30 protein-coding genes, 1 other RNA gene, 1 riboswitch and 1 other annotated feature are annotated in these 22,877 nt (G+C 37.5%); all 31 genes read right to left on the bottom strand.

Annotated elements, in window-relative coordinates:
• Positions 1–131: 131 nt before the first annotated feature.
• The 31 genes from cas9 (ACG72T_RS08740) to cysS all read right to left on the bottom strand — a co-directional run bounded on the left by cas9 (ACG72T_RS08740) (position 132) and on the right by cysS (position 22,856).
• Complete coding sequence (gene cas9, locus ACG72T_RS08740) at positions 132–1,823, bottom strand: type II CRISPR RNA-guided endonuclease Cas9 (RefSeq protein WP_395265827.1); 1,692 nt, start codon at positions 1,821–1,823, stop codon at positions 132–134.
• 2 nt (positions 1,824–1,825) lie between these two features.
• Positions 1,826–3,508: a type II CRISPR RNA-guided endonuclease Cas9 gene (gene cas9 / locus ACG72T_RS08735; protein WP_395265826.1), complete on the bottom strand. Its 1,683-nt coding sequence runs from the start codon at positions 3,506–3,508 to the stop codon at positions 1,826–1,828.
• A 118-nt stretch (positions 3,509–3,626) separates the two neighbouring features.
• A complete protein-coding gene (gene tsaD / locus ACG72T_RS08730) occupies positions 3,627–4,688 on the bottom strand; it encodes a tRNA (adenosine(37)-N6)-threonylcarbamoyltransferase complex transferase subunit TsaD (protein WP_395265905.1) in 1,062 nt (353 codons plus the stop codon).
• Complete coding sequence (rimI, locus tag ACG72T_RS08725) at positions 4,660–5,190, bottom strand: ribosomal protein S18-alanine N-acetyltransferase (RefSeq protein ID WP_395265825.1); 531 nt, start codon at positions 5,188–5,190, stop codon at positions 4,660–4,662. The genes tsaD and rimI overlap by 29 nt, the downstream gene beginning before the upstream one ends.
• Entirely contained in the window at positions 5,174–5,896 is a 723-nt protein-coding gene (gene tsaB / locus ACG72T_RS08720; protein WP_395265823.1) for a tRNA (adenosine(37)-N6)-threonylcarbamoyltransferase complex dimerization subunit type 1 TsaB, read from the bottom strand. The genes rimI and tsaB overlap by 17 nt, the downstream gene beginning before the upstream one ends.
• Positions 5,897–5,960: 64 nt before the next feature.
• Positions 5,961–6,485 (bottom strand): folate family ECF transporter S component, encoded by a 525-nt coding sequence (locus ACG72T_RS08715; protein WP_395265821.1) that lies wholly within the window; start codon positions 6,483–6,485, stop codon positions 5,961–5,963.
• 58 nt (positions 6,486–6,543) lie between these two features.
• Positions 6,544–6,638: riboswitch (THF riboswitch) on the bottom strand.
• 61 nt (positions 6,639–6,699) lie between these two features.
• Positions 6,700–7,443, bottom strand: a complete 744-nt coding sequence (locus ACG72T_RS08710; RefSeq protein WP_395265820.1) for an acyl-[acyl-carrier-protein] thioesterase — start codon at positions 7,441–7,443, stop codon at positions 6,700–6,702.
• The gene (gene rsmI / locus ACG72T_RS08705) at positions 7,443–8,315 is read right to left on the bottom strand and encodes a 16S rRNA (cytidine(1402)-2'-O)-methyltransferase (protein WP_395265819.1); all 873 of its coding nucleotides are present in this window, start codon (positions 8,313–8,315) and stop codon (positions 7,443–7,445) included. Before rsmI ends, ACG72T_RS08710 begins: the two co-directional genes overlap by 1 nt.
• Positions 8,316–8,329: 14 nt before the next feature.
• Positions 8,330–8,692 carry an initiation control protein YabA gene (locus ACG72T_RS08700; protein WP_395265818.1) on the bottom strand — a complete coding sequence of 121 codons (363 nt, stop codon included), beginning with the start codon at positions 8,690–8,692 and terminating at the stop codon, positions 8,330–8,332.
• 11 nt (positions 8,693–8,703) lie between these two features.
• Positions 8,704–9,657: a DNA polymerase III subunit delta' gene (locus tag ACG72T_RS08695; RefSeq protein ID WP_395265817.1), complete on the bottom strand. Its 954-nt coding sequence runs from the start codon at positions 9,655–9,657 to the stop codon at positions 8,704–8,706.
• Position 9,658: 1 nt separating this feature from the next.
• Complete coding sequence (locus tag ACG72T_RS08690) at positions 9,659–9,985, bottom strand: cyclic-di-AMP receptor (protein WP_395265816.1); 327 nt, start codon at positions 9,983–9,985, stop codon at positions 9,659–9,661.
• 2 nt (positions 9,986–9,987) lie between these two features.
• Positions 9,988–10,638: a dTMP kinase gene (tmk, locus tag ACG72T_RS08685; RefSeq protein WP_395265815.1), complete on the bottom strand. Its 651-nt coding sequence runs from the start codon at positions 10,636–10,638 to the stop codon at positions 9,988–9,990.
• Between the two features lie 777 nt (positions 10,639–11,415).
• The gene (locus ACG72T_RS08680) at positions 11,416–11,703 is read right to left on the bottom strand and encodes a YaaL family protein (protein WP_395265814.1); all 288 of its coding nucleotides are present in this window, start codon (positions 11,701–11,703) and stop codon (positions 11,416–11,418) included.
• A 1-nt stretch (position 11,704) separates the two neighbouring features.
• A complete protein-coding gene (gene recR / locus ACG72T_RS08675; protein WP_395265813.1) occupies positions 11,705–12,304 on the bottom strand; it encodes a recombination mediator RecR in 600 nt (199 codons plus the stop codon).
• A complete protein-coding gene (locus tag ACG72T_RS08670; protein ID WP_395265904.1) occupies positions 12,304–12,612 on the bottom strand; it encodes a YbaB/EbfC family nucleoid-associated protein in 309 nt (102 codons plus the stop codon). Before ACG72T_RS08670 ends, recR begins: the two co-directional genes overlap by 1 nt.
• Positions 12,613–12,647: 35 nt before the next feature.
• On the bottom strand, positions 12,648–14,372 hold the full coding sequence (gene dnaX, locus ACG72T_RS08665; protein ID WP_395265812.1) for a DNA polymerase III subunit gamma/tau: 1,725 nt from the start codon (positions 14,370–14,372) through the stop codon (positions 12,648–12,650).
• Between the two features lie 83 nt (positions 14,373–14,455).
• An RNA gene (gene ffs / locus ACG72T_RS08660) (signal recognition particle sRNA small type) lies at positions 14,456–14,538 on the bottom strand.
• Positions 14,539–14,581: 43 nt separating this feature from the next.
• Positions 14,582–15,058 carry a nucleoside deaminase gene (locus ACG72T_RS08655; protein ID WP_395265811.1) on the bottom strand — a complete coding sequence of 159 codons (477 nt, stop codon included), beginning with the start codon at positions 15,056–15,058 and terminating at the stop codon, positions 14,582–14,584.
• 2 nt (positions 15,059–15,060) lie between these two features.
• Positions 15,061–15,375 (bottom strand): hypothetical protein, encoded by a 315-nt coding sequence (locus tag ACG72T_RS08650; protein ID WP_395265809.1) that lies wholly within the window; start codon positions 15,373–15,375, stop codon positions 15,061–15,063.
• 43 nt (positions 15,376–15,418) lie between these two features.
• A complete protein-coding gene (locus ACG72T_RS08645; protein ID WP_395265808.1) occupies positions 15,419–16,021 on the bottom strand; it encodes a class I SAM-dependent methyltransferase in 603 nt (200 codons plus the stop codon).
• A 70-nt stretch (positions 16,022–16,091) separates the two neighbouring features.
• Positions 16,092–16,460, bottom strand: coding sequence for a 50S ribosomal protein L7/L12 (rplL, locus tag ACG72T_RS08640; protein ID WP_395265807.1), 369 nt, complete (start codon positions 16,458–16,460; stop codon positions 16,092–16,094).
• 41 nt (positions 16,461–16,501) lie between these two features.
• A complete protein-coding gene (gene rplJ / locus ACG72T_RS08635; protein ID WP_395265806.1) occupies positions 16,502–17,008 on the bottom strand; it encodes a 50S ribosomal protein L10 in 507 nt (168 codons plus the stop codon).
• A gap of 50 nt (positions 17,009–17,058) precedes the next feature.
• Positions 17,059–17,178 (bottom strand) — a sequence feature (ribosomal protein L10 leader region).
• A 34-nt stretch (positions 17,179–17,212) separates the two neighbouring features.
• Positions 17,213–17,893, bottom strand: coding sequence for a 50S ribosomal protein L1 (gene rplA, locus ACG72T_RS08630; RefSeq protein WP_395265805.1), 681 nt, complete (start codon positions 17,891–17,893; stop codon positions 17,213–17,215).
• Positions 17,894–17,997: 104 nt separating this feature from the next.
• Positions 17,998–18,420, bottom strand: a complete 423-nt coding sequence (rplK, locus tag ACG72T_RS08625) for a 50S ribosomal protein L11 (RefSeq protein ID WP_025085249.1) — start codon at positions 18,418–18,420, stop codon at positions 17,998–18,000.
• A 119-nt stretch (positions 18,421–18,539) separates the two neighbouring features.
• A complete protein-coding gene (gene nusG / locus ACG72T_RS08620) occupies positions 18,540–19,085 on the bottom strand; it encodes a transcription termination/antitermination protein NusG (protein ID WP_395265804.1) in 546 nt (181 codons plus the stop codon).
• Positions 19,086–19,179: 94 nt separating this feature from the next.
• The gene (gene secE, locus ACG72T_RS08615) at positions 19,180–19,365 is read right to left on the bottom strand and encodes a preprotein translocase subunit SecE (RefSeq protein ID WP_395265803.1); all 186 of its coding nucleotides are present in this window, start codon (positions 19,363–19,365) and stop codon (positions 19,180–19,182) included.
• A 13-nt stretch (positions 19,366–19,378) separates the two neighbouring features.
• Positions 19,379–19,528 (bottom strand): 50S ribosomal protein L33, encoded by a 150-nt coding sequence (gene rpmG, locus ACG72T_RS08610; RefSeq protein WP_075887434.1) that lies wholly within the window; start codon positions 19,526–19,528, stop codon positions 19,379–19,381.
• A 76-nt stretch (positions 19,529–19,604) separates the two neighbouring features.
• The gene (locus tag ACG72T_RS08605) at positions 19,605–20,168 is read right to left on the bottom strand and encodes a sigma-70 family RNA polymerase sigma factor (RefSeq protein ID WP_395265802.1); all 564 of its coding nucleotides are present in this window, start codon (positions 20,166–20,168) and stop codon (positions 19,605–19,607) included.
• 124 nt (positions 20,169–20,292) lie between these two features.
• Positions 20,293–21,060, bottom strand: coding sequence for a 23S rRNA (guanosine(2251)-2'-O)-methyltransferase RlmB (gene rlmB / locus ACG72T_RS08600; RefSeq protein ID WP_395265801.1), 768 nt, complete (start codon positions 21,058–21,060; stop codon positions 20,293–20,295).
• Positions 21,041–21,454: a Mini-ribonuclease 3 gene (locus ACG72T_RS08595; protein WP_395265800.1), complete on the bottom strand. Its 414-nt coding sequence runs from the start codon at positions 21,452–21,454 to the stop codon at positions 21,041–21,043. The genes rlmB and ACG72T_RS08595 overlap by 20 nt, the downstream gene beginning before the upstream one ends.
• On the bottom strand, positions 21,447–22,856 hold the full coding sequence (gene cysS, locus ACG72T_RS08590) for a cysteine--tRNA ligase (RefSeq protein WP_395265799.1): 1,410 nt from the start codon (positions 22,854–22,856) through the stop codon (positions 21,447–21,449). Before cysS ends, ACG72T_RS08595 begins: the two co-directional genes overlap by 8 nt.
• Between the last annotated feature and the right edge of the window lie 21 nt (positions 22,857–22,877).

Here is a 22,877-nt window from a genome sequence, read left to right as displayed (position 1 = left end):
AAATTCGGAATAAATCCTTATTTTTGTAGATCTTCAAAGATTTAGAAACAGTAAAACTAAATCTAAGTCGAATGAACGTTCAAACATATAAGGCGTCCCTTACGCCAATAATATTATCAATTTTAAAACAATTAATCAAGGATATCTTTAGGATTTTCGGACTCTTTCTCAAGATAATATGGATCACCTAAAATATTCGTATTAATTTTCCAAATTTTACAATTTTTAGGAACTAATCTTTTCTGAATCTGTTTTTTTGCATTTCCATATACTGGCCAATTTGTATCCTCATTATCCATCCGATCCACAGGTTTTAATTCGGCGTAGCCCTTTTGAGCGTCCTTTGTACGTGACCAGAACAGTAACTCAACTGCTTCACCTGTTTCCATATTCTCAACTTTAATCCGATCCTTACGATATAAGCTGAACATAAATTCTGAATCATCAGAGACTTTTTCATGTCTCTTAATGGATAGGTACTTATTCTTCTTGATGCCATATCCTTCATGACTATTGAATTTAAGGTCTGAATATTTAATACCCATTATTTCATATTCATTAGTTGCATGATTAAAGTATACGTCCGTTCGCCAAGGTTTTAATGATTGTAAAACAACATGTTTGCCTCTAGCATTTTCAGGTGTGATATCAATGTGAGAGCCTAATTTTTTATCTAGGTACTTGAGTTGCTTTATCACGGGGCCGTTACCATGTTTGGAATACTTTTTTAATAATCCATGATTTTGTCGATACAATTCAAATGGACTTATGTCTACCGATTTGACCTTGCCATTTTGCTGGGTTTGATCAATTTTTTCTGGATAATCAACTAGAATCTGTTCTATCATTTCAAAAGTTCTGGGATCATATTTAGCGAGCAAGAACTTTGTTTTATCTTTGTCGTAAACTTTCTTGAAATTCTTAAATCCATCCACCGAATAGATATCTTTTACTTTGGAGACAATATATTCTGCCGATTTTTTATCCTTAGAAAGTTGTCCCATTCTAGTGGAATAAATCGTTGCATCACTGACTTTACGATTCATTTTTTTATCAACTTGATGTGAAAACTTGATACGTTCATCAGCTGTCATAATTTCAGAAACAAAACCGTTATATGGCTGCTCATACATTGCCTTATCAAACTCTTCATCATCTAGTATTTCTCCAGTTTCAATATCGATTGATTTTTCTCCAACTTTAACTGGAAAAATGCTGGCACCTTTTTTCCACATTCTCAAGAATGGAGTCGCAGCAATTATTGAAGCATCAATAGCATGATGATGGAAAGTTTCTCTTGTCTTATCAATATGCCAATGTTTACGCATATTAGAAGTAAATTTTCCTCTAATCACGGTAACCTTAGTTTCTTCATTCTTCTCATTAAAGAATTCTTGCAAACTATTCAGTACAACCCTGGAGGAATAACGAGTATCGACTAAATTTCTAGCTATAAATCGCTTTCTGGTCTCGATATCACTAACATTCTCATTAAACAAATAGTTATGACGTTTATTTTTATCAAATCGAGGATTACCCGAAACAATCGCTTTAAATTTATCAAAACCAACACCATGACCTTCATTGAGAAATTCAAACGGAGTCTTTTGACCCTTGATTTGATTCATTGAGGAGAAACATAAAGTTTTATTGCTCAGACTATCATCAAAAGATATCGATTGTGGAATAATATGGTCAATCTCAAATTTGTCTGGATTATCGATCATTTCAACTGGATTGATTGTTTCTCCATTGTAAGGATCAATTTCATCTTGTTGATACCACAATCGAATAGAAGTTTGTAGCTTTCTACTCTTACTCAAAGCTATCTTAACTTTTCTCTCATCACCAACAGCAGATACGAAAGCTTCATATGCCTTATCTTTGGCAACTCGATTATTTTTTGGAATGTCTCAATTTGCTTTTTCGCATCGTCTAAATTCTTATCCCTAGGCATTTCGACAACCAAATAGTCTATGTGACCATATTTTTTCAAAACCGCATTTACTATTTTTAAAGCCTCTCTAACAGCCTTAGCAGCCACAGGATTATAAATATCACGAGCAATTTGTCGATAAGGTAAATACTTATTTGCAGCAAATTTCTTTGTATCTTTTTTAACTAATCCCAATTCATTTAATAGCGTCATTTGTTCAACTGGTCGTGACAGCATCGTTGGAATCAGCTCATTCATTGTCTTCAATGAGAAACGATGCCATTTATTATTCGTAGTAACATCAAAACTAGCTTTATTATCAACAATAAGTTGAACCAAATTCTCATCCAAAAAGTCATATTTTGAAACTAATTCTTGATTGATTCGTTTACGAATTTCTGCATTTTCTGTATTCAAAGTCAAAATAGGACTAAGTTCATCAATAAATTGCACTGGCCATTTATTTACATCAACATCAGCTTTGAGAAAGTCCTTATGAACCTTTCGATAAATCTTCATTGAGCTTATTTCAGGCTTATTTTGACTATCGATTCGATATCCTTTGATATCATCCTTTTCACAGCCAGTTATTTTTCGAATTAAATTTATCATATTTACACTCGTAGTGTTATGTCTTAATTCATCAATAATATCTTCTTTATCTGTCTGTGTAAGTTTTTCATCCTCATAACTTAAGATTCGTAGATTATTTAAATCATTTAAAACATTAAATAGCTGGGCGGTGTATGAGGCACCTGAAGCCCTCAATTCATCGGGGAAAATTTTATCATGACCAATCAATTCCTCAAATAAATTCTTTAAAGTTCGGCCATCTTCTTTATATATTCCATAATCTGTTCTTGATTTTTCACTACCCGGTCCTACAAAATAATCACGTTTTCGTGTCAAAATATCACAATATTGATCCTCAAAATCAGTTGTTAAAATATCTGGATAAAATTCTCTTTGCTTGGAAATAATCCGACGTGCTTCCTTTTCATAGTCAGCAGTTGGAAAAACATTCAGTAATACTTTCTGAGAATCAAGATCTTGATTGACAACTACTTTGCCACGAACTTCACCGAGCTCATTCAACCGTTTCAATTGAATTTCAGCAGGCGTTTTAGTTTTTAATTCTTGATTATTCAATCTTAGACTACTTGAATAATCCGTGCCAGTACCGTCGAAATCCGTATCAGCATCTTTCAAATCATAACTAATGCCCCTGTGCTTGACGATTTGATATAAACTTTCAGCTAATTCTTCTTTGGCTAATTGTTCAGACAATCCCTTAACTCTCAAGGCATAAGGATTAGCATTATTATTAGTCAATTCATCCACTAGGCCTACTTCTTTAAAGAGCTTCAAAGTATCTAGGCGACGTTGACGATTACGATTTAAAAGCCTTCTGGAACCACGCATACTACGGCGATCTTGGTTACCCTCAGCAATTTTAGCGTTAAACAATCTAGCGCCTAATTCAACTACCTTTCCTTGATCAATATTCAATACGCTAAAACCAACTGAAGCCACGCCAATATCTAACCCTAAACTGATTCTATCTCCCATCATATCAACCTCTAACAACAATTTTTTATAAGCTATAAGTAAAATATATCATAAAAATTATTGAATTTAGTAGGTTATTAAAAAAATGTCCTCGATTAAAAAATCGCAGGACATTTTTGGTTTATTCCATATCAAAATCTAAGCTAGGGTCAGCATTCAAATCTAAATCAGCAAAGTCTTTTTTATCATACTGAATCTGTGCCATTGCACCGATCATTGCCGCATTGTCGCCACAAAGTCTCAGTGGCGGGAAGACTAGTTCCATATCTAGATGACGGTTCTTGATTTCTTCTGCCAGTCGTTTTCTCAAGCCTTGATTAGCTGAAACTCCACCACCGACGACAAGTTGCTGAACGGGGTGTTGTTTCAAAGCTCTAAAGGTCTTATTCGTTAAGATATCTAAAACTGCTGCTTGAAAACTTGCTGCCAAATCATCTTTATTCAACTCTTGATGAATTTGATCGGCATGGTGAACAGTATTGATAAAAGCACTCTTCAAACCGCTGAAACTAAAGTCCAAATTATCTTCTTGAACCATAGCCCGAGGAAAATCAAAGGTATCTTGACCAATAGCAGCCATCTGATCGACTTTTTTACCAGCTGGATAGTTGATACCAAGTACCCGACCAATCTTGTCATAAGCTTCACCAACGGCATCATCTCGTGTATCGCCTAGGGTCTTAAAAACTCCTGGTGCAGTAACTAAGACTAATTCGGTGTGACCTCCGGAAACTAACAGTGACATGAATGGATATTTTAATTCTGTCACAAAATTAGCCGAATAAATATGGCCTGCTAAATGATTGACCTTGATCAAAGGTAGTTCATGAGCAAAGGCGACCGTTTTGGCGGCCATAATACCGATCAAAAGTGAACCTACTAATCCAGGTCCGTAAGTGACGGCAACGGCATCTAAATCATTATATCCGACCTTAGCTTCATCCAAAGCTAAATTGATGCACTTAGTAATCTCTTCAACATGATGGCGACTAGCGACTTCTGGAACCACTCCCCCAAAACGTTGATGACTTTTGATTTGTGTTGCAATAATATTTGCTAAAATCTCGTTACCGTTTTTGATGACTGCAACTGAAGTCTCATCACAGCTGCTTTCAAACGATAATATTAAGGTATCCTTTTTCACAATAATCTCCTCACAGATCAACCACCATTTCCCACGCATCATGATGATTTCTCAAATAATACTTTTTATGAACAGTCCGTACTTTAAAGCCAAAAGCATCGTATAAGGCTAAAGCTGAACTATTAGTAACATCTACTTCTAAAGACATTTTTTGATATTCGCGTTGTCGACAATACTTGAAAACTTGATTCAACAGTAAATGACCGATTCCTAAATTATGGTAATCTGCATGGACCGCTAAATTTGTAATATGAGCTTCTTTTTTATCACTCAAGGAAACACCAATAAAGGCAATCACTTTAGCTTGATCGACTAGCGACAAATAAAGTGCATTGCGATTATCTATTTCCATTTCCACAATATCAACTGGCCAAGGAACAGGTATCGGATAAATAGTCTCTTGGATTTTCATATATTGAATCGCATCTTTTTGAACTGCTTTTCTTAAGATAAAATGCTGGTCAGCTAAACGGACTTGTTGTTCTTCAAAATCAAATTTCGCTTTTTTATTAGAGAAAAAATTTTTAAACTTCTTCAACATAAGAAACATTGCCATTGTCCTTATGTCCTTGTTCATACCAATCATGTTCAGCTTGTGTCAAACGAAGGTAAGTTGGTACAAAGCTATCAATGTCAGTGACTGGTTTCTTCGACTCAGCTAACTGGGCAAGTTTAGCTGCATCAGGCAATGAATCTTCAGTTGTAAGGATCTTAGCGTTCGGAAATTGATTTTGAATTAATTCTTGGAGTCTTGGCGTTGCATTAATGAACTCTAATTGATCTTCATTATACTGTTCCAATTGGGCAAACAACTTTGCCATTGAAGTGTGATGATCACCAACAATGCTGACGAATTTATCACGTGAATTTTGATAAACTCCAGCAAAGGCATTGTCATTTCTAGCATCCATTAATGGCACTAAAATATGAGCTTTATCGCCATTGGCAGCTAAGAGTTCCAAACTGGAAACGCCAACTAGCTTTTTATTTAAGGTATCAGCTAGTGTCTTGGCGACTGTCACAGCAATTCTAACACCGGTATAAGAACCTGGTCCTTTAGCTACGGCAATCATATCAAGATCATTCACTGATAAATTGGCTTCACGCAAAGCCTTTTTAATATCTGGCAAAATAGTAATACTGTGAGTCTTCTTTTCGGTCGACTCCAAATGAGCTAAAACTTTACCATCAACTACGACCGCAACGGATAGCGGCTTATTAGATGTATCAAATGCTAATATTTTCATAATTATCCCTCATTCTTCATAAGACCTATTTTAACACAGAATTTTGCACAAAAAAAAACCGACCTTAACGGCCGATCTTACTAAACTTTGAACTATCGATCCACTTAAGGATGATATATAAGATACCAGTCTGGTAAATCAAACTGAATGCCTCTTTAGGAAGCCTTGGTACCAATAATGCTGGATATGGAACATGTGTCATCATGTGAATCCAAACTGTATTCATTCCGGTATTTACAATCAAAACAATTAAGAAAACTGCTAAGAAAGTTCTTAAGACGGTTACTTTGTGATTGTAAAGCACCAAGCCATAAATCAAACCTGCTACTAAAGCCGAAAAGGTGAATCCAATAAAGAAACCACCGGCTGAAGGCAACACTACGTTACTGATAATATCAGCTAACACATTTGCCAAAGCTGCTTTAAAAGGTCCAAAATAATACCCTAATAACCCAATTGAAAGAAAGCTAAACCCTACTTTCAAGATGTTACTTCCAAATGTTAATTGCGACAAGACGATCTGTAAAGCGATCAACAACGACATCCAGGTAACTTCTTGCACACTAATACTTGTACTTCTACTGTTCATAATCGACATCTCCTAAACGGAGCTGCCACCAGATATAGGCAAAAAGAGACATATATAAAGTGGCGAATGCGGAAACAAGATCGCGAGAAAACTCTTTGTCCGATGTTCACATTCCGTTCCATCAGCACTTAACGCCTTGAATCCTACCCCAAATTTTTATTACTCGTAAATAATACCACTTTTTTGAACACTGACAAGTGATTAGTTTCGGAAATTATTTATTTTTCCACTCTAATTGTGCTACAACGTTCAGAACGTCCCCATCCTTAATCCAATGAATAGATTTATTATTCGTATTATCAATTTTGGCATAAGCCACTGGTTCACTCTCCATATTTAACTCTTTATCATATTTGATATCCATGCTCTTTAAGCTGTGACTGCCGATAAAATCGAAGTCTAAGGTATCAACCATCCAATCGAAATAATATGAATTATTAACATGTTTATTAACATCAATATTGTAGTAACCGATATGTTGCGGTTGCTCAAAGTCGTAGCTGTCTGGAACTTTCAAACGATTAAACCGCTTCAGTTTGCTTGTTTCCTCGGCACCAAACTTATCAGCCAATCGGTCAGCAGCACTGACGATTTTACGTTCCTTGATATCGATCAAAACAAAAGCACTCTCAGCCTTTACAATCGTTGCACCAGTTTCATCTTCGATCCAAAAGTTTCGGTAGAAGAAATATTTGTTATAGCTAGTTGCTTGAGTAGTAATTTTCAGTTTCTGTCCTAGCTTAGGCATTTGCTCGATATCCATGTGATATTGGACGACGACCCAACCAAGACCTTCGTTTTGAACCATTTCAGTACTGTCAACGTCAGACTGATGTAATTGCTTCTCTGAAGTCAAGAGCATGATGTCGATCAAAGCAGATAGACGCATCTCGCCAGAAAAGTTAACGAAGTAATATGGTACTTCCATTTCGATAGAATATGTTTGTTTCTCAGTCACTATTCTTCCTCTCCAATTCCGTGATAAAGATTATAGACCGCTTGCTTTTTCAAACCATTTTGCAAAGCGACTTCTTTAATAGCCTTGTTAGGCTTTTGGCCTTGTTCAATTAAATCGTCGATTGCGGAAACTAAATCAGAATCTGATTCTGCCTTGATTGCTTCAACTGGTTTCCCAGAAATAATCAAAACATACTCCCCTTTAGGATCATTTTCTTGATAATAATCAGCCACCTGTTCAAGCGTACCTCGTAAAAAGGCCTCATGAATTTTGGTCAACTCACGAGCTAAGGTTATCTGGCGCTTAGGACCAAAGTTTTCGATTAAATCTTGGATCGTTTTCTTCACACGATAAGGTGATTCATACACGATCGTTGTTTCGAAACGCTGAGCCAAATCAACTAACACTGCAGTTCTTTCCTTACCCTTGCGAGGCAAAAAGCCATAAAAATAAAATGGCTGTGGAGCAATTCCTGATGCAATTAATGCTGTCACCGAGGCAGTAGCTCCTGGTAAAGGCACGACTGGAATTTTTTCCTTGATAGCTGCTTTGACCAATTCTTTACCAGGATCACTGATTGAAGGCGTACCTGCGTCACTGACTTGAGCAATTTTTTGACCAGCATTCATTTTTTCTATTAATTCTGGAATTCTCTGTGCAGTATTATGTTCATGAAAACTTATTAATTCTGTTGATATTTCAAAATGATTTAATAAGTTTTTGGTATTACGGGTATCTTCTGCCGCTACCAAATCTGCTTCTTTGAGCGTGTTAACAGCCCGAAAAGTCATGTCCTCTAAGTTACCAATTGGTGTTGGCACTAAAAAAAGGCAGCCCTTCGAATTATCAACAAAACTCCTTTGTTCTTTCATTCAAATAGCTCCCCTTATCTAATTTTAACTTTTTTGTGACCCTTGTCATTACTGCCATAAAGAACATTTGTACAAAAGATACATTCTTCTTGATCTTTACGATGGGTCCCATAGAATTGCTGACATACATGGAATCCCTTGCGATATAAACTCTCTAAGTTTAACCGTGAGTATGACAATTCATTTCCTTTAACATCTTTATCCTCATAACCCATTTTTTCCAAATGCTTACGAAGATTTTGGTTCTCAATCTTCAACTCTTCCTTTTCCTCAAGAGTCTTAGATAGCTCCTCTTTTAGCAAAGAAACTTTTTTACTTATATCATTCAATTGATTAGTAATCGTCTCAAATTCATCATATAAATCCTTCTCTGCCATATTTTCACCTACTAATCTACATATTTTAATGATAAATCTTCTAGAATAGCTTGAAATGATACGTTACTTTTCCACATCTGTTCAGCTGTGAATAATTCATCGGACATTTTAACCAATTGTGGTATGCTCTTTTGGCTCAAGAGATCAACTTTGGTTAAAATCGATTTTTCTAAATTGTACCTAATTGATAATATATCACTAAATATTTGATTCAACATGTCGAAAACCAAATGTTGTTGATCTTTATTCTCGACTAATGGCATGACATCAGTCTGTATGTCGACAAAACAATTTATTTTTTGATTGTTAACTTCTTTCAACCAATTGGTGAGTGCTGTAGTTAACGATTGATATTTTTCACCAGTTATAGCTTCTAAATATTTTATATCCGAACTCTTCAAAGCACGCAGTGCCTGTTCTTCTTTAAAACCTTGCTCAACTAAACTAGCAATTTCATCGCTATTACTCTGATTCGATAGGTGAAAAATCTGCACACGCGACAAAATAGTTGGCAAAATTTGTTTAGATGAATCGGCCAATAAAATAATCATCAAGTTACCTTCTGGTTCCTCAATCGTTTTCAACAAGTTATTCGCAGCTTGCACTGTCATCTTCTCAGCTTCATCAATGATCAAGATTCGTCGATTACCTTGGGTAGCGGCCATATTGGCTTCTTTTTTGAAAAACTTCACGTCATCCACACCGATACTCTGCTTGTCGGTCTTGATCTCCAAAACATCAGGATTATCCCCAAGAGCAATCGTCTGACATTTTTGACACGTTTGGTCAGGAAGTCCACCTTGCAAATGTTCGCAAAACTGACTCTGGGCCAACCAAATTGCCATTTGTTGTCTAATTTTAGAGGAAGCATTGTCGATCAAATAAGCATGTGACAACATCTTGGCAGAAATAATTTTTTGAAATTCGTGAACAACCTTAGGTTGCTCTTCAATAATTTTTTCCATTCTAAAATCTCACAAATTTATCAACAGGCAAGATGAAGCACGTTGCTCCACCGACTTGAACTTCAACTGGTTCACTCAAACTAGAAGCGGCTTCTGGCATAAGAAATGTTGGTGTAACGAATTGAGATCTTGTGTGACAAGTTTTCTTGATGATTGCCAAAGCATCATCGATTTTTTCCTCTTCCACACCGATTAAGAATGTACAGTTACCGGCCTTTAGAAAACCACCAGTTGATGACAATTGGGTAGCTCTAAAATTATCTTTCACAAGATTTGCTTGTAATTGTTGACTATCTTTTGATTGAATAATGGCTACAATAAGTTTCATGATTATTCTCCTTGATTAAAAATATTTGGAAACTTTTTAACAATGATATCTAACGTCTCAGCAACAATTTGGTCCGGACTCTGCTGAGCATCGATTACCTTAATACGCTCTGGATTAGCCTTGACGATTGTCATATATGAGTCATAGACCCGCTGATGGAAACTGATAGCTTCCTTCTCCAAACGGTCCATAGCGCCTTCATGGTCTTTTCTGATCCGAGCTAAGCCCACCTCTGGAGTAACATCAAAGTAAATCGTCAAGTCAGGTAAATGACCATCGATGGCAAAATCATTGATTTCACCGACCGCTTTCATTCCGATTTCACGACCACCGCCTTGATAGGCAATAGAACTATCGACAAAGCGATCACTCAACATAACCTTATCTTTTTCCAAAGTTGGTAAAATCACATCGATCAAGTGTTGTCTTCTTGCCGCAGCGTATAATAAAGCTTCAGTTCGGGAGTCCATTTCTTCATCATGAATATCCAAAATAATCTTGCGGATTTTTTCAGAAATGGGACTACCCCCAGGTTCACGAGAAAGCACAACCTCACGTTTTGTTTTAGCCTGCAATAGTGGCATAAGTTTCTTCAAAGCAGTTGTTTTGCCTGCTCCATCTGGTCCTTCAAACGAAATAAAAATTCCTGACATAAGTTAATCTCTCCTAATGATTACTACTATTTTACTTGAAAATTCAAATAAATGAAAGATTATAGAAGAAGAGACGGGGGTGTATGTTCACTGCCGTCATCCGCTCCAGTTCTGGGGGATATGGAACGTGGTGGGCCGACTTGGAGCCAAGAAGACCGCTTGTCTTCAAGTTCGACCTTTTACTAAATTGGCAAAAGACGCCAATTAAGTAAAATTTCACCACTGATATCCCCCAGAACTTCCGCTCCTGACTAGGATACTGCATATTTGATTTGTTAGTGATATTTATAGGAATCCTCCATTGCTTATTTTGCTTGGTAGGAGTGGAAGCTGGAAAACCTTAGTGCTTAAGGGAAAAAGATAAAGGATAAGACAAAAAATGTATTGAACTGACATAATCATATCAATTCAATACATTTTCTAATTTCTATTAAAGATATTAATTCATTTAAAGACACCAGTTCATTTTATCTTTTAAGATTTAAGTTCTTGACCCTAATCTTTAGCCTTTGAACTTGCTATTGCCCTTGAACTTGTTCACTTGAGGGATATCCAAACATGTTTTAACATCCTAGGCTGTAGTGAGAGCTCTGAGGGGTCTAAGCCATGAAATTGTTCTTAGTGGGCGAAGCACACTTAGAACAAGGCTCGACTTTGAAACAATTGCGCATTTCAATTGTTTCAAAGCGATGCCCATGGCGTTCCAGACCCCTCAGAGCCGAACGGAAGCCGGCAGTGAACCCACACACAACCAATTAAAATTATCAGATTAGTGGTTTACCAGTGCTTTTCCGCACGACTAGGCTGCTTCAAAAAAGTATCCTCATCACCGAAAATAATATTGGTCGTTGACTTAGCTTGAGCCTTTCGTCTCCTAGCTTCCAAATACAAAAACTGATACTTGAGCTTGTCAAGTTTCAAATGAAGTCTAGTTTGATCATCAACATCCACTGAATTGTTGATCATCCTTTGAGTATTACTGATCCGTTGTTGGATCACATGGATATTACTGAGAAGACGATCGTCTTCTTTTTTTTGCACGGTTAATTTTTTTCTACCAAACATGTTAAATCTCCCTGCGTCCTAGAACGGCACTCTTTAGAGTCATCTCATCAGCATATTCGATATCTGAACCGACGGCTAATCCATGTGCTAGTCTAGTTACTTTTATTCCGGCTGGCTTAACTAATTTGGCTAAATATTGAGCCGTTGCTTCACCTTCTGGAGTCGCATTGGTGGCGATGATCAATTCCTTGACGTTCTTGTTCTCCTTCAAGCGATTCAACAACAACTTGATATTCAAATCTTCTGGACCTACACCATCGATTGGTGAAAGGACGCCTCCAAGTACATGGTACAAACCATTGTAACCATTAGTATCATCAAGCGACATGATATCTTTGGCTTGTTCAACAACTAAAATCGTCGATTGATCACGGCTCTTGTCGCTACAGATCGGACAAATCTCTTCAGTTGTGATATTTCCACAAATTCGACATGATTTCAGGTCAGTTTTAGCGGAAATTAAATTGTTGGCAAACTCTTGCACTTGTTCTTTATCCATCCCAAGCGTAAAGAATGCCATCCGGGTAGCAGTCTTGCGGCCAATACCTGGTAACATCATGTAACTATCAATTAATTTAGAAATTGGTTCTGGATATTTCATTACATCAACCCATTTGTGTATTTACCTAATTTAGCTTGCTTATCTTGATCTACGGCTTCAAAGGCATTGTTTAAAGCATCGATTAACATATCTTGTAAAGTGTCAGGATCATCCGGATCAATGATCTTTTCACTGATTGTTAAGTCAGCTATTTTCTTGTCACCAGTAACCTTAACTGTGACAAAGTTATCTACTGAACTTCCTGAATATTCAGTCTTGTTCAATTCTTCAGTAGTAGCTTGAACTTCTTTTTGCATCTTTTGAGCTTGGCGCATGATGTTGGCCATGTTGCCACCCATTCCGCCCATATTTGGCATTCCTTTACTCATTGTAAAAATTCCTCCTAGTCATCTTTAACATCAACTATATCGTCACCAAACAGTTTAAGAGCTTCATCAACGGTGGGATTAGTCTTTTTAGTTTCTGTATTTGATTTTACATTTTTTGGTTGTTTAGAATCAATATTATTAGCAATATATTCTTTACGAATATTAGGCCAATCTTTTTTTGGTACCAAGACGATTTGGCAATCTTTTTTCAAAAGCCGGCTGGCATTGTCAGTCAACTCATTCAAAAACTTGCTATCTTCTTGAACTTGCTCGAACCACAAGGCGTAATCAAAGGCAACTACGATACCATCTGCCGAAGCAGCAACTGGTTCTGAGACTTTCATCATAGCACGTTGTGAGATAGAAAGCATACTCATTAAATCGGGCCAAATATCCTTAGCAGAATTTAAGTCATCTTTGGTTGCACTACCTAAGACTTTATAAATCGCAGTCTTATTCAAACGGGTATTGTTGTTTGCACGGCGGCGAGTCTTCGGTTTAGTCGTAGCTGTCGGTTTAATCGTTCCCGCGGACAAATCTTTGACTTCATTTTGTAAATGCGACACTTCATCTCGCAGCTTATCTAATTCAATATTTTCGACCTTCGTCTGCTCGGTATCACTTTCAGTGCTTGATTGGGTCAAAGCACTCACAACTGCTGGTTCACTAATTTTAACAGTTAAAATTTCCATATAAATATCAGTTTGGTTAGAATTCTTGAGATTCTTTTGCGTGGCACTGACTTGATCGACGATATAAAATAAGCGACTATTGTCAAACTTATCCGCAATCGCCAATAAATCCTTAGTCATCACCGAACCATCCATCTGCTTTGATAAATCTGAATTGGAATTATACAGGATCAAATTACGGCATACCCGAATCAACATTTCCGTAAAACGTAACGCTGACCGACCACTAGCTAAAATTTGATACAGACTAGTCAGCGCCTGGTCAGGTTTATTATCGGCAATTGCAGTCATATACGAAACAATCTGTTCATTACTCAAAGCACCTGTAACTTCTTGAGCATTTTTGAGCGTCAATTCATCGTCGCCGTATGATAACGCCTGATCCAAGATACTTAAAGCATCACGCATTCCACCTTCAGCCGAGGCTGCGATAATATTCAGCCCTTCTTCATCATACTTGATATGTTTATCATTCAAAATATAAACCATGCGGTCCAAAATATCTTGCGACGAGATGCGACGGAAATTAAAGCTTTGAGTTCGAGAAATAATCGTCGCTGGGATCTTTTGCGGTTCAGTTGTGGCCAAGATAAACATGACATTAGCTGGTGGCTCTTCCAAAGTTTTCAACAGGGCATTGAAAGCCCCTTGTGAAAGCATGTGGACTTCATCAATAATGTAAACTTTAAACTTGGCTTCAGTCGGTGCATATTTAACTTTGTCACGAATATCACGGATCTCTTCGACACCATTATTTGAAGCGGCATCGATTTCGATCACATCATTCAAACGATTTTCATTAGCTGCCTGACAAATCTCGCACTCATTACAAGGTTCGCCATCGTGCGGGTTCAAACAGTTAACAGCTTTGGCTAAAATTTTGGCGCAGGATGTCTTTCCCGTTCCACGAGGACCACTGAATAAATAAGCATGACTGGTCATATGACTAGCCACGGCATTTCGTAGTGTCTGGGTGATGACATCTTGACCGATTACATCAGAAAAAGTTTGGGGACGCCAAACTCGATAAAGTGCTTGATATGCCATTTTTACTCCTTCAAAAAAACTGATATATAAATTTTAACACAAAAAAACTCCTAATCCTGAACAGATTAGGAGGCTAATATACATAACAAAAGGCACATGGCACACCTTACTTAGTGCTGCTTTCTTCCGAACCTGACACGATTCACAAGAGCACCATTGCCCTAAGGCCTTACGGCAATAACTATAGTACTATAAAATTCTATAAAATGCTACTTTTTGCGTCGAATTTCTCGAAAGAAATTCTGTAAAAGTTGTGCAGATTCCTCGGCTTTGACACCACTTAAGACTTCTGGCTGGTGATTATAACGGGTTTCTGCCAAGAGATTATTGATTGAACCAACTGATCCAGCCTTGGGATCGAAGGCTCCATAAATAACCTCTTCAATGCGACTGTTAATAATCGCACCAGCACACATTGGACAAGGCTCGAGTGTCACAAATAAGCTAGTATGCTCTAAACGCCAACTACCGACTTTTTCACAAGCTGCCTCAATCGCAATTATTTCTGCGTGTTTGATGGCATTTTGTGTTTCCTCACGTTCATTAGAGCCATGAGCAATTACTTCACCGGTTTGATTGTCGACGATGATACAACCAATTGGAACCTCTCGCCTTTTCTCAGCCTCTCTAGCTTCAGCAAGTGCTAAGTCCATATATTCATTTATTTTTTCTTCTGAAAATATCATTTTTAACTAATTAAATTGGTTACTTTCTTTTCTAAGTATTTGGGGAAAACTGGAGCTTTGAGCTTGAGCTGATTTTGTTCTTTTTGAATCTTGTCAAGAATATCCAATAATTCTTTAACTTGCTCATCTGACAAAGTTCCCACGAATTCCATTAAACTTTCATTTCCATGTAAATATTTTTCAACATAAGATTCGAGTCTTGCCCGTTCTTTGTTGATTTTCTTATTCTTCATGAATTTGACAGCGGCATAGATTGCCAACGGTACTCCTGCCAAAACTAACGATAATATTGTGACAATTACGATTTTCTTTTTCATCTGCAAGCGCCTCCAATATGAATATAACACATTGCAAAATATTTTAAATCAATTTACTTTTCAAAATGTAATATCCTTTATCACGAGTAACAACTTCAACATTGCCAAACGTCTGATCCATCAATTTCTTTGCAGACGGTGCGCCTTGTTTCTTCTGCAAGACAATCCACAATTCACCATTAGGTTCTAAATAATCCTTTGAATCGGCCAAAATTGATGTGACGACTTCTTTTCCTGCCCGAACTGGTGGATTAGATACGATCAGTGCATACTTGCCTGTAACGCTTTTATACGTGTCAGACTCATAGATTTCAACGTTAGTAACTTGATTATTAGAAGCATTTTTCTTTGCTAAATCTAAAGCCCTTAAATTAACGTCGACCATGGTAACAAGGCGTTTAGGTTGGTCTTTTGCTAAAGCTAAACCGATTGGACCATATCCACAACCGACATCAAGAATATTGCCGTTTGGGATATTTTGAAAATCAATCGCTTCGATCAAGACACGTGAACCGTAGTCGATCGTTTGTCTGGAAAAGACGCCACTGTCAGACATAAAGTCAAAATTGTGCGTACGTAATGTGAAATTAAAGTTCTTTAGTTCATGTTCCAAATTAGGATCATTTTCAAAATATTGATTAGCCATAATTTCCACCTATCCTTTTGAGGGTAAAAAAAAACCCTCTTACGAGGATTAATTTTATCATTAAAGTGTATTACTTCAATGTAACTGTTGCACCAACAGCTTCTAGTTTTGACTTCATGTCTTCAGCGTCAGCCTTAGCAACGCCTTCCTTGATAACCTTAGGAGCGCCATCAACAAGGTCCTTTGAGTCCTTCAAGCCAAGTCCTGTGATACCACGAACTTCCTTGATAACCTTAACCTTTTCTTGACCTGATTCTGTAAGTTCAACGTCAAATGAGTCTTTTTCTGCAGCAGCATCGCCACCAGCAGCACCGGCAGCAGCAACTGGAGCAGCAGCCTTAACGTCAAATTCTTCTTCAATAGCCTTAACAAGGTCGTTAAGTTCTAGAATTGAAGCATCTTTTAAATCATCAATAATCTTTTGTGTATCTAAAGCCATTATTGTATCCTCCAAATATTGAGTTTTATTTTTTTAATTAATTAAGCGGCAGGTTCGTCGTCTTTTGAGTCTGCAACGGCCTTAACAACCATAGCAAAGTCGCGAACTGGAGCTTGTAATACAGATACCAACATTGATAGCAAGCCATCTCTGTCTGGTAATGTTGCAAGTTCTTGAATTTGATCAAGAGTTGCTGCTTTACCTTCGATGATTCCACCCTTGATTTCAACGGATTCAACATCTTTGGCAAATTTAGCTGCTACTTTAGCAGGTCCAACAGGATCTGTTTCTGAGTAAGCAATAGCTGTAGGTCCAACGAAGTATTCTTCTAGGCCTTCAACACCGGCTTTTTCAGCTGCACGTCTCAAGATAGTATTCTTGATAACTTGCATTGTAGCACCTTGTTCACGTAATTCAGCACGCATTTCAGTTGCTTGTTCAACTGTAAGACCTAAGTAATCGATAACGATTACTGACTTTGCGCCTGTAAGTTGTTTAGCAATTTCATCAACTTGTGCTTGTTTTGCTGCTAATACATCTTGCTTCATTATTACGTTTCACCTCCACAATTTTTTAGTTAATATCTACAAATTTCGGCTTAAAAATAATAAAATCTCTGTGCCCAAGGGACACAGAGATTAAGTGAAATAATCTTCTGGCCTCGGCAGGATATTAAGACTTTCATCACCTGAGTCTTCGGTAGAAATCAACTATATTAATCTATCATTATTTTGGTAGTTAGTCAACACTAATTAAGCGTTGATCTTTAGACCAGGTCCAAATGTAGATGTCATGTTAACACTTGTTACATAGTTACCTTTAAGTGAGGCAGGACGTGCCTTCAAGATAGCATTGTAGAATGTGTCAAAGTTTTCAGTGATCTTGTTTGTATCAAATGAAATCTTACCGATTGGTGCGTGGATAAGACCGTTTGAGTCAACACGATATGTAACTTGTCCGGCTTTAATATCATTAACAGCCTTTGTAACATCCATTGTAACTGTACCTGTCTTAGGGTTAGGCATCAAACCTTTAGGTCCAAGAACACGACCTAAACGTCCAACTTTAGCCATCATTGGTGGTGTTGCAACAGCAACGTCAAAGTCTAGCCAACCGTCTTGGATCTTTTCAACAAGATCATCTGAACCAACAACATCAGCGCCAGCTGCTTCAGCATCTTTAGCTTGTTGTCCTTCAGCGAAGACGATAACCTTTTGTGTCTTACCAGTACCATTAGGTAGTACGATAGCGCCACGAATTTGTTGGTCAGCTTGCTTTGGATCTACAGATAAATTGATAGCAACTTCAACAGTTGCGTCAAATTTAGCAAAGTCAACCTTCTTTAATAACTCAACAGCTTCTTCAGCAGTATAGTTTTTGTTTTTATCTACTTGTTTTAATGCTTCAGTATATTTCTTTCCATGCTTAGCCATGCTAAGTTCCTCCTTGCTTTGTGGTCTATGCGGAGAATAAGATTTTCTCCTCCCACTTGTTAAGAATGTTTTCACATCCCTGTAACCTGCTTAAATCTAGTCTTTTACTTTACTTCAAAGCCCATACTTCTTGCAGTACCAGCAACCATACGCATTGCAGATTCAACATTTGCAGCGTTTAGGTCTTTCATCTTGGTTTCAGCAATTTCGCGAACTTGGTCTTCAGTAACTGTGGCAACCTTGTTTGTGTTAGGTTCGCCAGAGCCCTTTTCAACGCCAGCAGCTTTCTTCAATAGAACAGCAGCTGGTGGTGTCTTTGTAACGAAATCGAATGAACGGTCTTCGTATACTGAGATAACAACAGGGATAATCATACCCTTTTGATCTTGTGTACGTGCATTGAAGTCCTTTGTAAAGGCAACAATGTTAATACCAGCTTGTCCTAAAGCAGGACCAACTGGAGGAGCTGGAGTAGCCTGTCCAGCAGGGATTTGTAATTTTACTACGTTAGCAACTTTTTTAGCCACGGTGCATACCTCCTTGTTCCGTGATGTGGTCATGATGAGAATATAAATTTTCTCTCCCACATGTATGTCTCAAAAACATACCGTTATATAGTAGCACGGTCTACTAGTTCTGACAATAACTAATTTTGCTTTTCAACAGCTGTAAAGTCAACTTCTGCTGAAGTCATACGACCAAACATATCAACGTCAACTTTAAGTTTTCTGTGTTCATCATCTACTTCGGTGATCTTACCAGTCATATCTGAGAAAGCACCGTCAGTGATCTTAACTGTTTCACCAACTTCAAAGTCAGATGGCTTTTGAGCATCCATACCAAATTCGCTCAAGATGTTATCAATTTCTTCTGGTAATAGTGGTGCTGGCTTACTACCAGAACCATGACTGCCGACAAATCCGGTAACACCTGGTGTATTACGAACAACGAACCATGATTCGTCAGTCATAACCATTTCTACAAGAACGTAGCCAGGGAAAGTCTTTTCCATTTCTTTCTTTTCTTTACCGTTTTTAACTTTTGTTTCTTCTTCTTCAGGAACAACTGCACGGAAAATGTAATCTTCCATACCCATTGATTGAGCACGTGACTCGAGATTTTCTTTAACTTTATTTTCGTATCCTGAATAGGTATGCAATACATACCATTGTTTTGCGCCAGCTTCAGCCATAATTTCCTCCAAAATTCAAAATAAAAAAACTTCGAACAAGTCGAAGTTTTCTCTCATTACTCATATCATAGCAAATTTTTATTGTTCTTACAATCTATTTAGCCATGATAAAGTGTTGCAATAGTGCAATGATACCCCAATCAACTAAAGCAAAGAAGATTGCGTACATTAGTGATGTTGCGATAACAGTCCATGTATCACGTCTGTTTTCTTTAAATGTAGGCCAAACAACTAATTTCATTTCTTTATTGACACTACCAAAAAATTTAAATAGTTTCATTTGTTCCTCCAGGTTATCTTGTTTCTTTATGTAATGTATGTTTACCGCAGTGCTTGCAGAACTTTTTAACTTCTAGACGTTCTGTTCGATTAGGGTTTTCAGTAATTGTGTAATTACGTGAACCGCAAACTGTACAAGCAAGGGCAACTTTTCTTAATCCCATGTTTATCTCCAAAGTCCAATTTATATCTTAATCTTATTAATTGTAAACTCTGTGGGATATTTTGTCCATTGCAATCTTATGACAAATCTTTTTCGTTAGCCTTTTGGATTTTCTTTTTACACTTGGAAGCTGCTGACCGTAAGCTCTTATCTGAACATTTTGCTTGCTTACAAGCCTCATCAAGATTCAAATTGCCGAAGGTAAAGCGTAAAGCTACTAGCTCACTATGATTCATCTTACCTGCAGCTTTTCTAACTTGCTCCACAAATTCAATCATATTTTTTTGACTGGGACTGACCATTGTCGATTGATCCACTTCATCAAGCGATTCCGTCATTCCATTTACCTTCCGCTTGGTGGCATTCTCGTATCTGATTAAGTCGATCACATGATGCTTAAATTTCATTTTGAAAAAACTACCGAATTTTGATCCGGTTGAGCCATCAAAAATTTTGCAGGCATCAAAACAAGTAATAAAGGCCTCTTGATACCAATCATCACGGTCAAAACTAGTAATGAAATATTCACTAGCCAAATTGTCAATCATTGGATGATACTTTTCCACCAGTTGAGCCAAAGCCTCAGAATCGTCGTTTCTTCTTACTTCTTCAACCAAAAGCAATTCGTCTTCGTAGTACATAATTTCAATATATTACGGACAGCAACCTTATAAATATCAGCTTACCTGACTTATTTTTCAAATAATAGCGAACATTTGTTTACAAAAAAAACGAATGAAAATTAATCATTCGTTTAATAATTTTTTAAGCATGACGTGAGGCAAAAGCTTGATACAACAAGATACCCGTTGCCACTGAAGCGTTCAAACTTTGGACGTGTCCAACCATGGGAATATTCAAAGTTTGATCTGCTTGTTTAAGCACAAGTGGTGAAATGCCTTTACCTTCGTTACCAATAATTAGAGCCACAGCTCCTTTGGCATTCCAGTTACGGTAATTGTCACCTTCCATAGCGGTACCAAAAACCCAAATATTACGTTTCTTCAAGTCCTTGATAGTATTGACCAAGTTAGTAACTCGGACTACTGGGACGTGTTCAATTGCACCTGTCGAAGTTTTGGCTACGACAGCAGTTAGTCCAGTTGAGCGATGCTTAGGAACAATAATTCCATGCACACCAACAGCGTCAGCCGTTCGCATGATTGAACCTAAGTTATGAGGATCTTCAATCTTATCCAAAATTAGAATAAATGGATCTTCACCTTTAGATTCAGCATTCTTAAAGATATCGTCCATTTCTGCGTATTGATAAGGGGCAATATAAGCTGCCATTCCTTGATGGTTGCCACCTTCACTAATATCATCTAGCTTATTCTTCGGAACTTCTTGGACGATCAAACGGTCACGTTTAGCCAATTTAATAGCCTCGGCAATGTGCTCACTTGATAGTCCCTTTTGGACTAGGACCTTATTGACCCTTTGATTGGCCGTAGCCGACTTTAGTAGTTCCATTACGGAATGGACACCATATACTAGTTCTTTTGCTTCTGTATTATTTGAATTGTCTGTCATCAGCTGCTCCTGTCTCCACTTCATTTATGCACCAAAGTGCCAGTTCTTTAACGCGTTCTTTGTCACCAGTAATATCTAAATAACCAAAGACGGCTTCAAAACCAGTCGACATATGATATGTGACAACACTCGTATTTTTGGCCTTTGTTTGCTTTTTAGCATTGCGACCATTCTTGTAAACTCGAATCTCCTCTTCTGTCAAAACATCCTTATCCAGCATCAAAGTTATCAATGAAGCTTGAGCTTTGGCGGAAACGTAATGTTTGGCTTGGTGTTGGAGTTCATTGACTTTAACAATATTTTTAGAAAGCAAATGTTCACGCACAAAAACTTCGTAAACGGCATCCCCTAAATAAGCTAAAGTTACACCATTAAATTTTTTAACATCAGTCATTAATATGCCACCGTGTTCCTTGTGGTGTATCCTCTAAGATCACACCCATATCTTTTAGTTGGTCACGCAATTTATCACTCGTGGCAAAATCTTTATTTGCCCGAGCCTGCTCACGTTCATCGACCATCTTCTGGATCTCAGCTGATAAGTCTTGCTGACTATCTAGTTGTACACCCAAAATACTTGTCAAATTAACCATAGCTTCTAGGATAACATTTGCACTATTTTTCGCAACTATATCTTGGGTAGCATAGCTGTTAGCTAAGCTTACTAAATTGAAAATCTCAGTAAGGCCATTTTGAACGTTGAAATCATCATTCATGGCAGCTTTGAAGGCGTCAACTATCACAGCAACTTTGGTAAACATACCACTGTCATCGTCGTCTTCGTCAGCATTGTCCAATCTGAACTTCAAGTTGTTATAAGCTGTTTTGATCTTACTCAAATTATCGTCAGCTTTTTGCAGGTTCGATTGTGAATATTCCAAAGGTCGACGGTAATGGGTTGATGAAAGGAAGAATCTCAAAACTTGTGGGTCAACCGTCTTAACCAAGTCGTGTACAGTCACAAAGTTGCCTAAAGACTTACTCATCTTTTCGTTATTTTCAACGGTCACAAAACCATTATGCATCCAATAATTTACAAATTTTTGACCTGTTTTAGCTTCGCTTTGAGCGATTTCATTTTCATGGTGAGGAAATTCCAAATCTTGACCACCACCATGAATATCAAAAGTATCACCTAAGTATTTCGTTGACATAACTGAACATTCGATATGCCAACCTGGACGCCCTGCACCCCAAGGCGAATCCCAATTGATCTCACCTGGCTTAGCTTTTTTCCAAAGGGCAAAATCGATTGGATCTTGTTTCTTATCGAATTCAGAATCACCAACGTGTTCACTGGCACCTTCTACCAATTGGTCGATATTTTGGTCAGACAATTCACCGTAGTGCTTGAACTTTCTAGCTCGATAGAAAACATCGCCATCTGATTCATAGGCATAATCTTTCTCAATCAAATCTTTAATGAAATCAATAATCTCCGCGATATTATCAGTTGCCCGAGGATTGATGGTTGCCTTTTGTACATTGATCTGATCAATATCTTCATAAAAAGCTTTGATGAAACGGTCAGCCACTTCCGGAACAGTGATTCCTTCACGCTTAGCTTCCTTGATCATCTTGTCGTCAACATCGGTAAAATTAGAGACGAATTTAACTTGATAGCCTAAAAATTCCAAGTAGCGGCGAACTGTATCAAAGGCTACGATTGAACGGGCATTACCGATATGAATATAGTTATAAACAGTGGGACCACAGACGTACATATTGACTTGATTAGGTGTTATTGGTTTAAATTCTTCTTTTTGACGCGTTAAGGTATTAAAAATTTTCAACATAATCTTCACCTATAAAAAAGG

It is taken from the genome of Companilactobacillus sp. FL22-1 (assembly GCF_043951805.1).
Lineage (GTDB): Bacteria > Bacillota > Bacilli > Lactobacillales > Lactobacillaceae > Companilactobacillus.
This window is presented reverse-complemented; position numbering and strand designations above follow the sequence as displayed.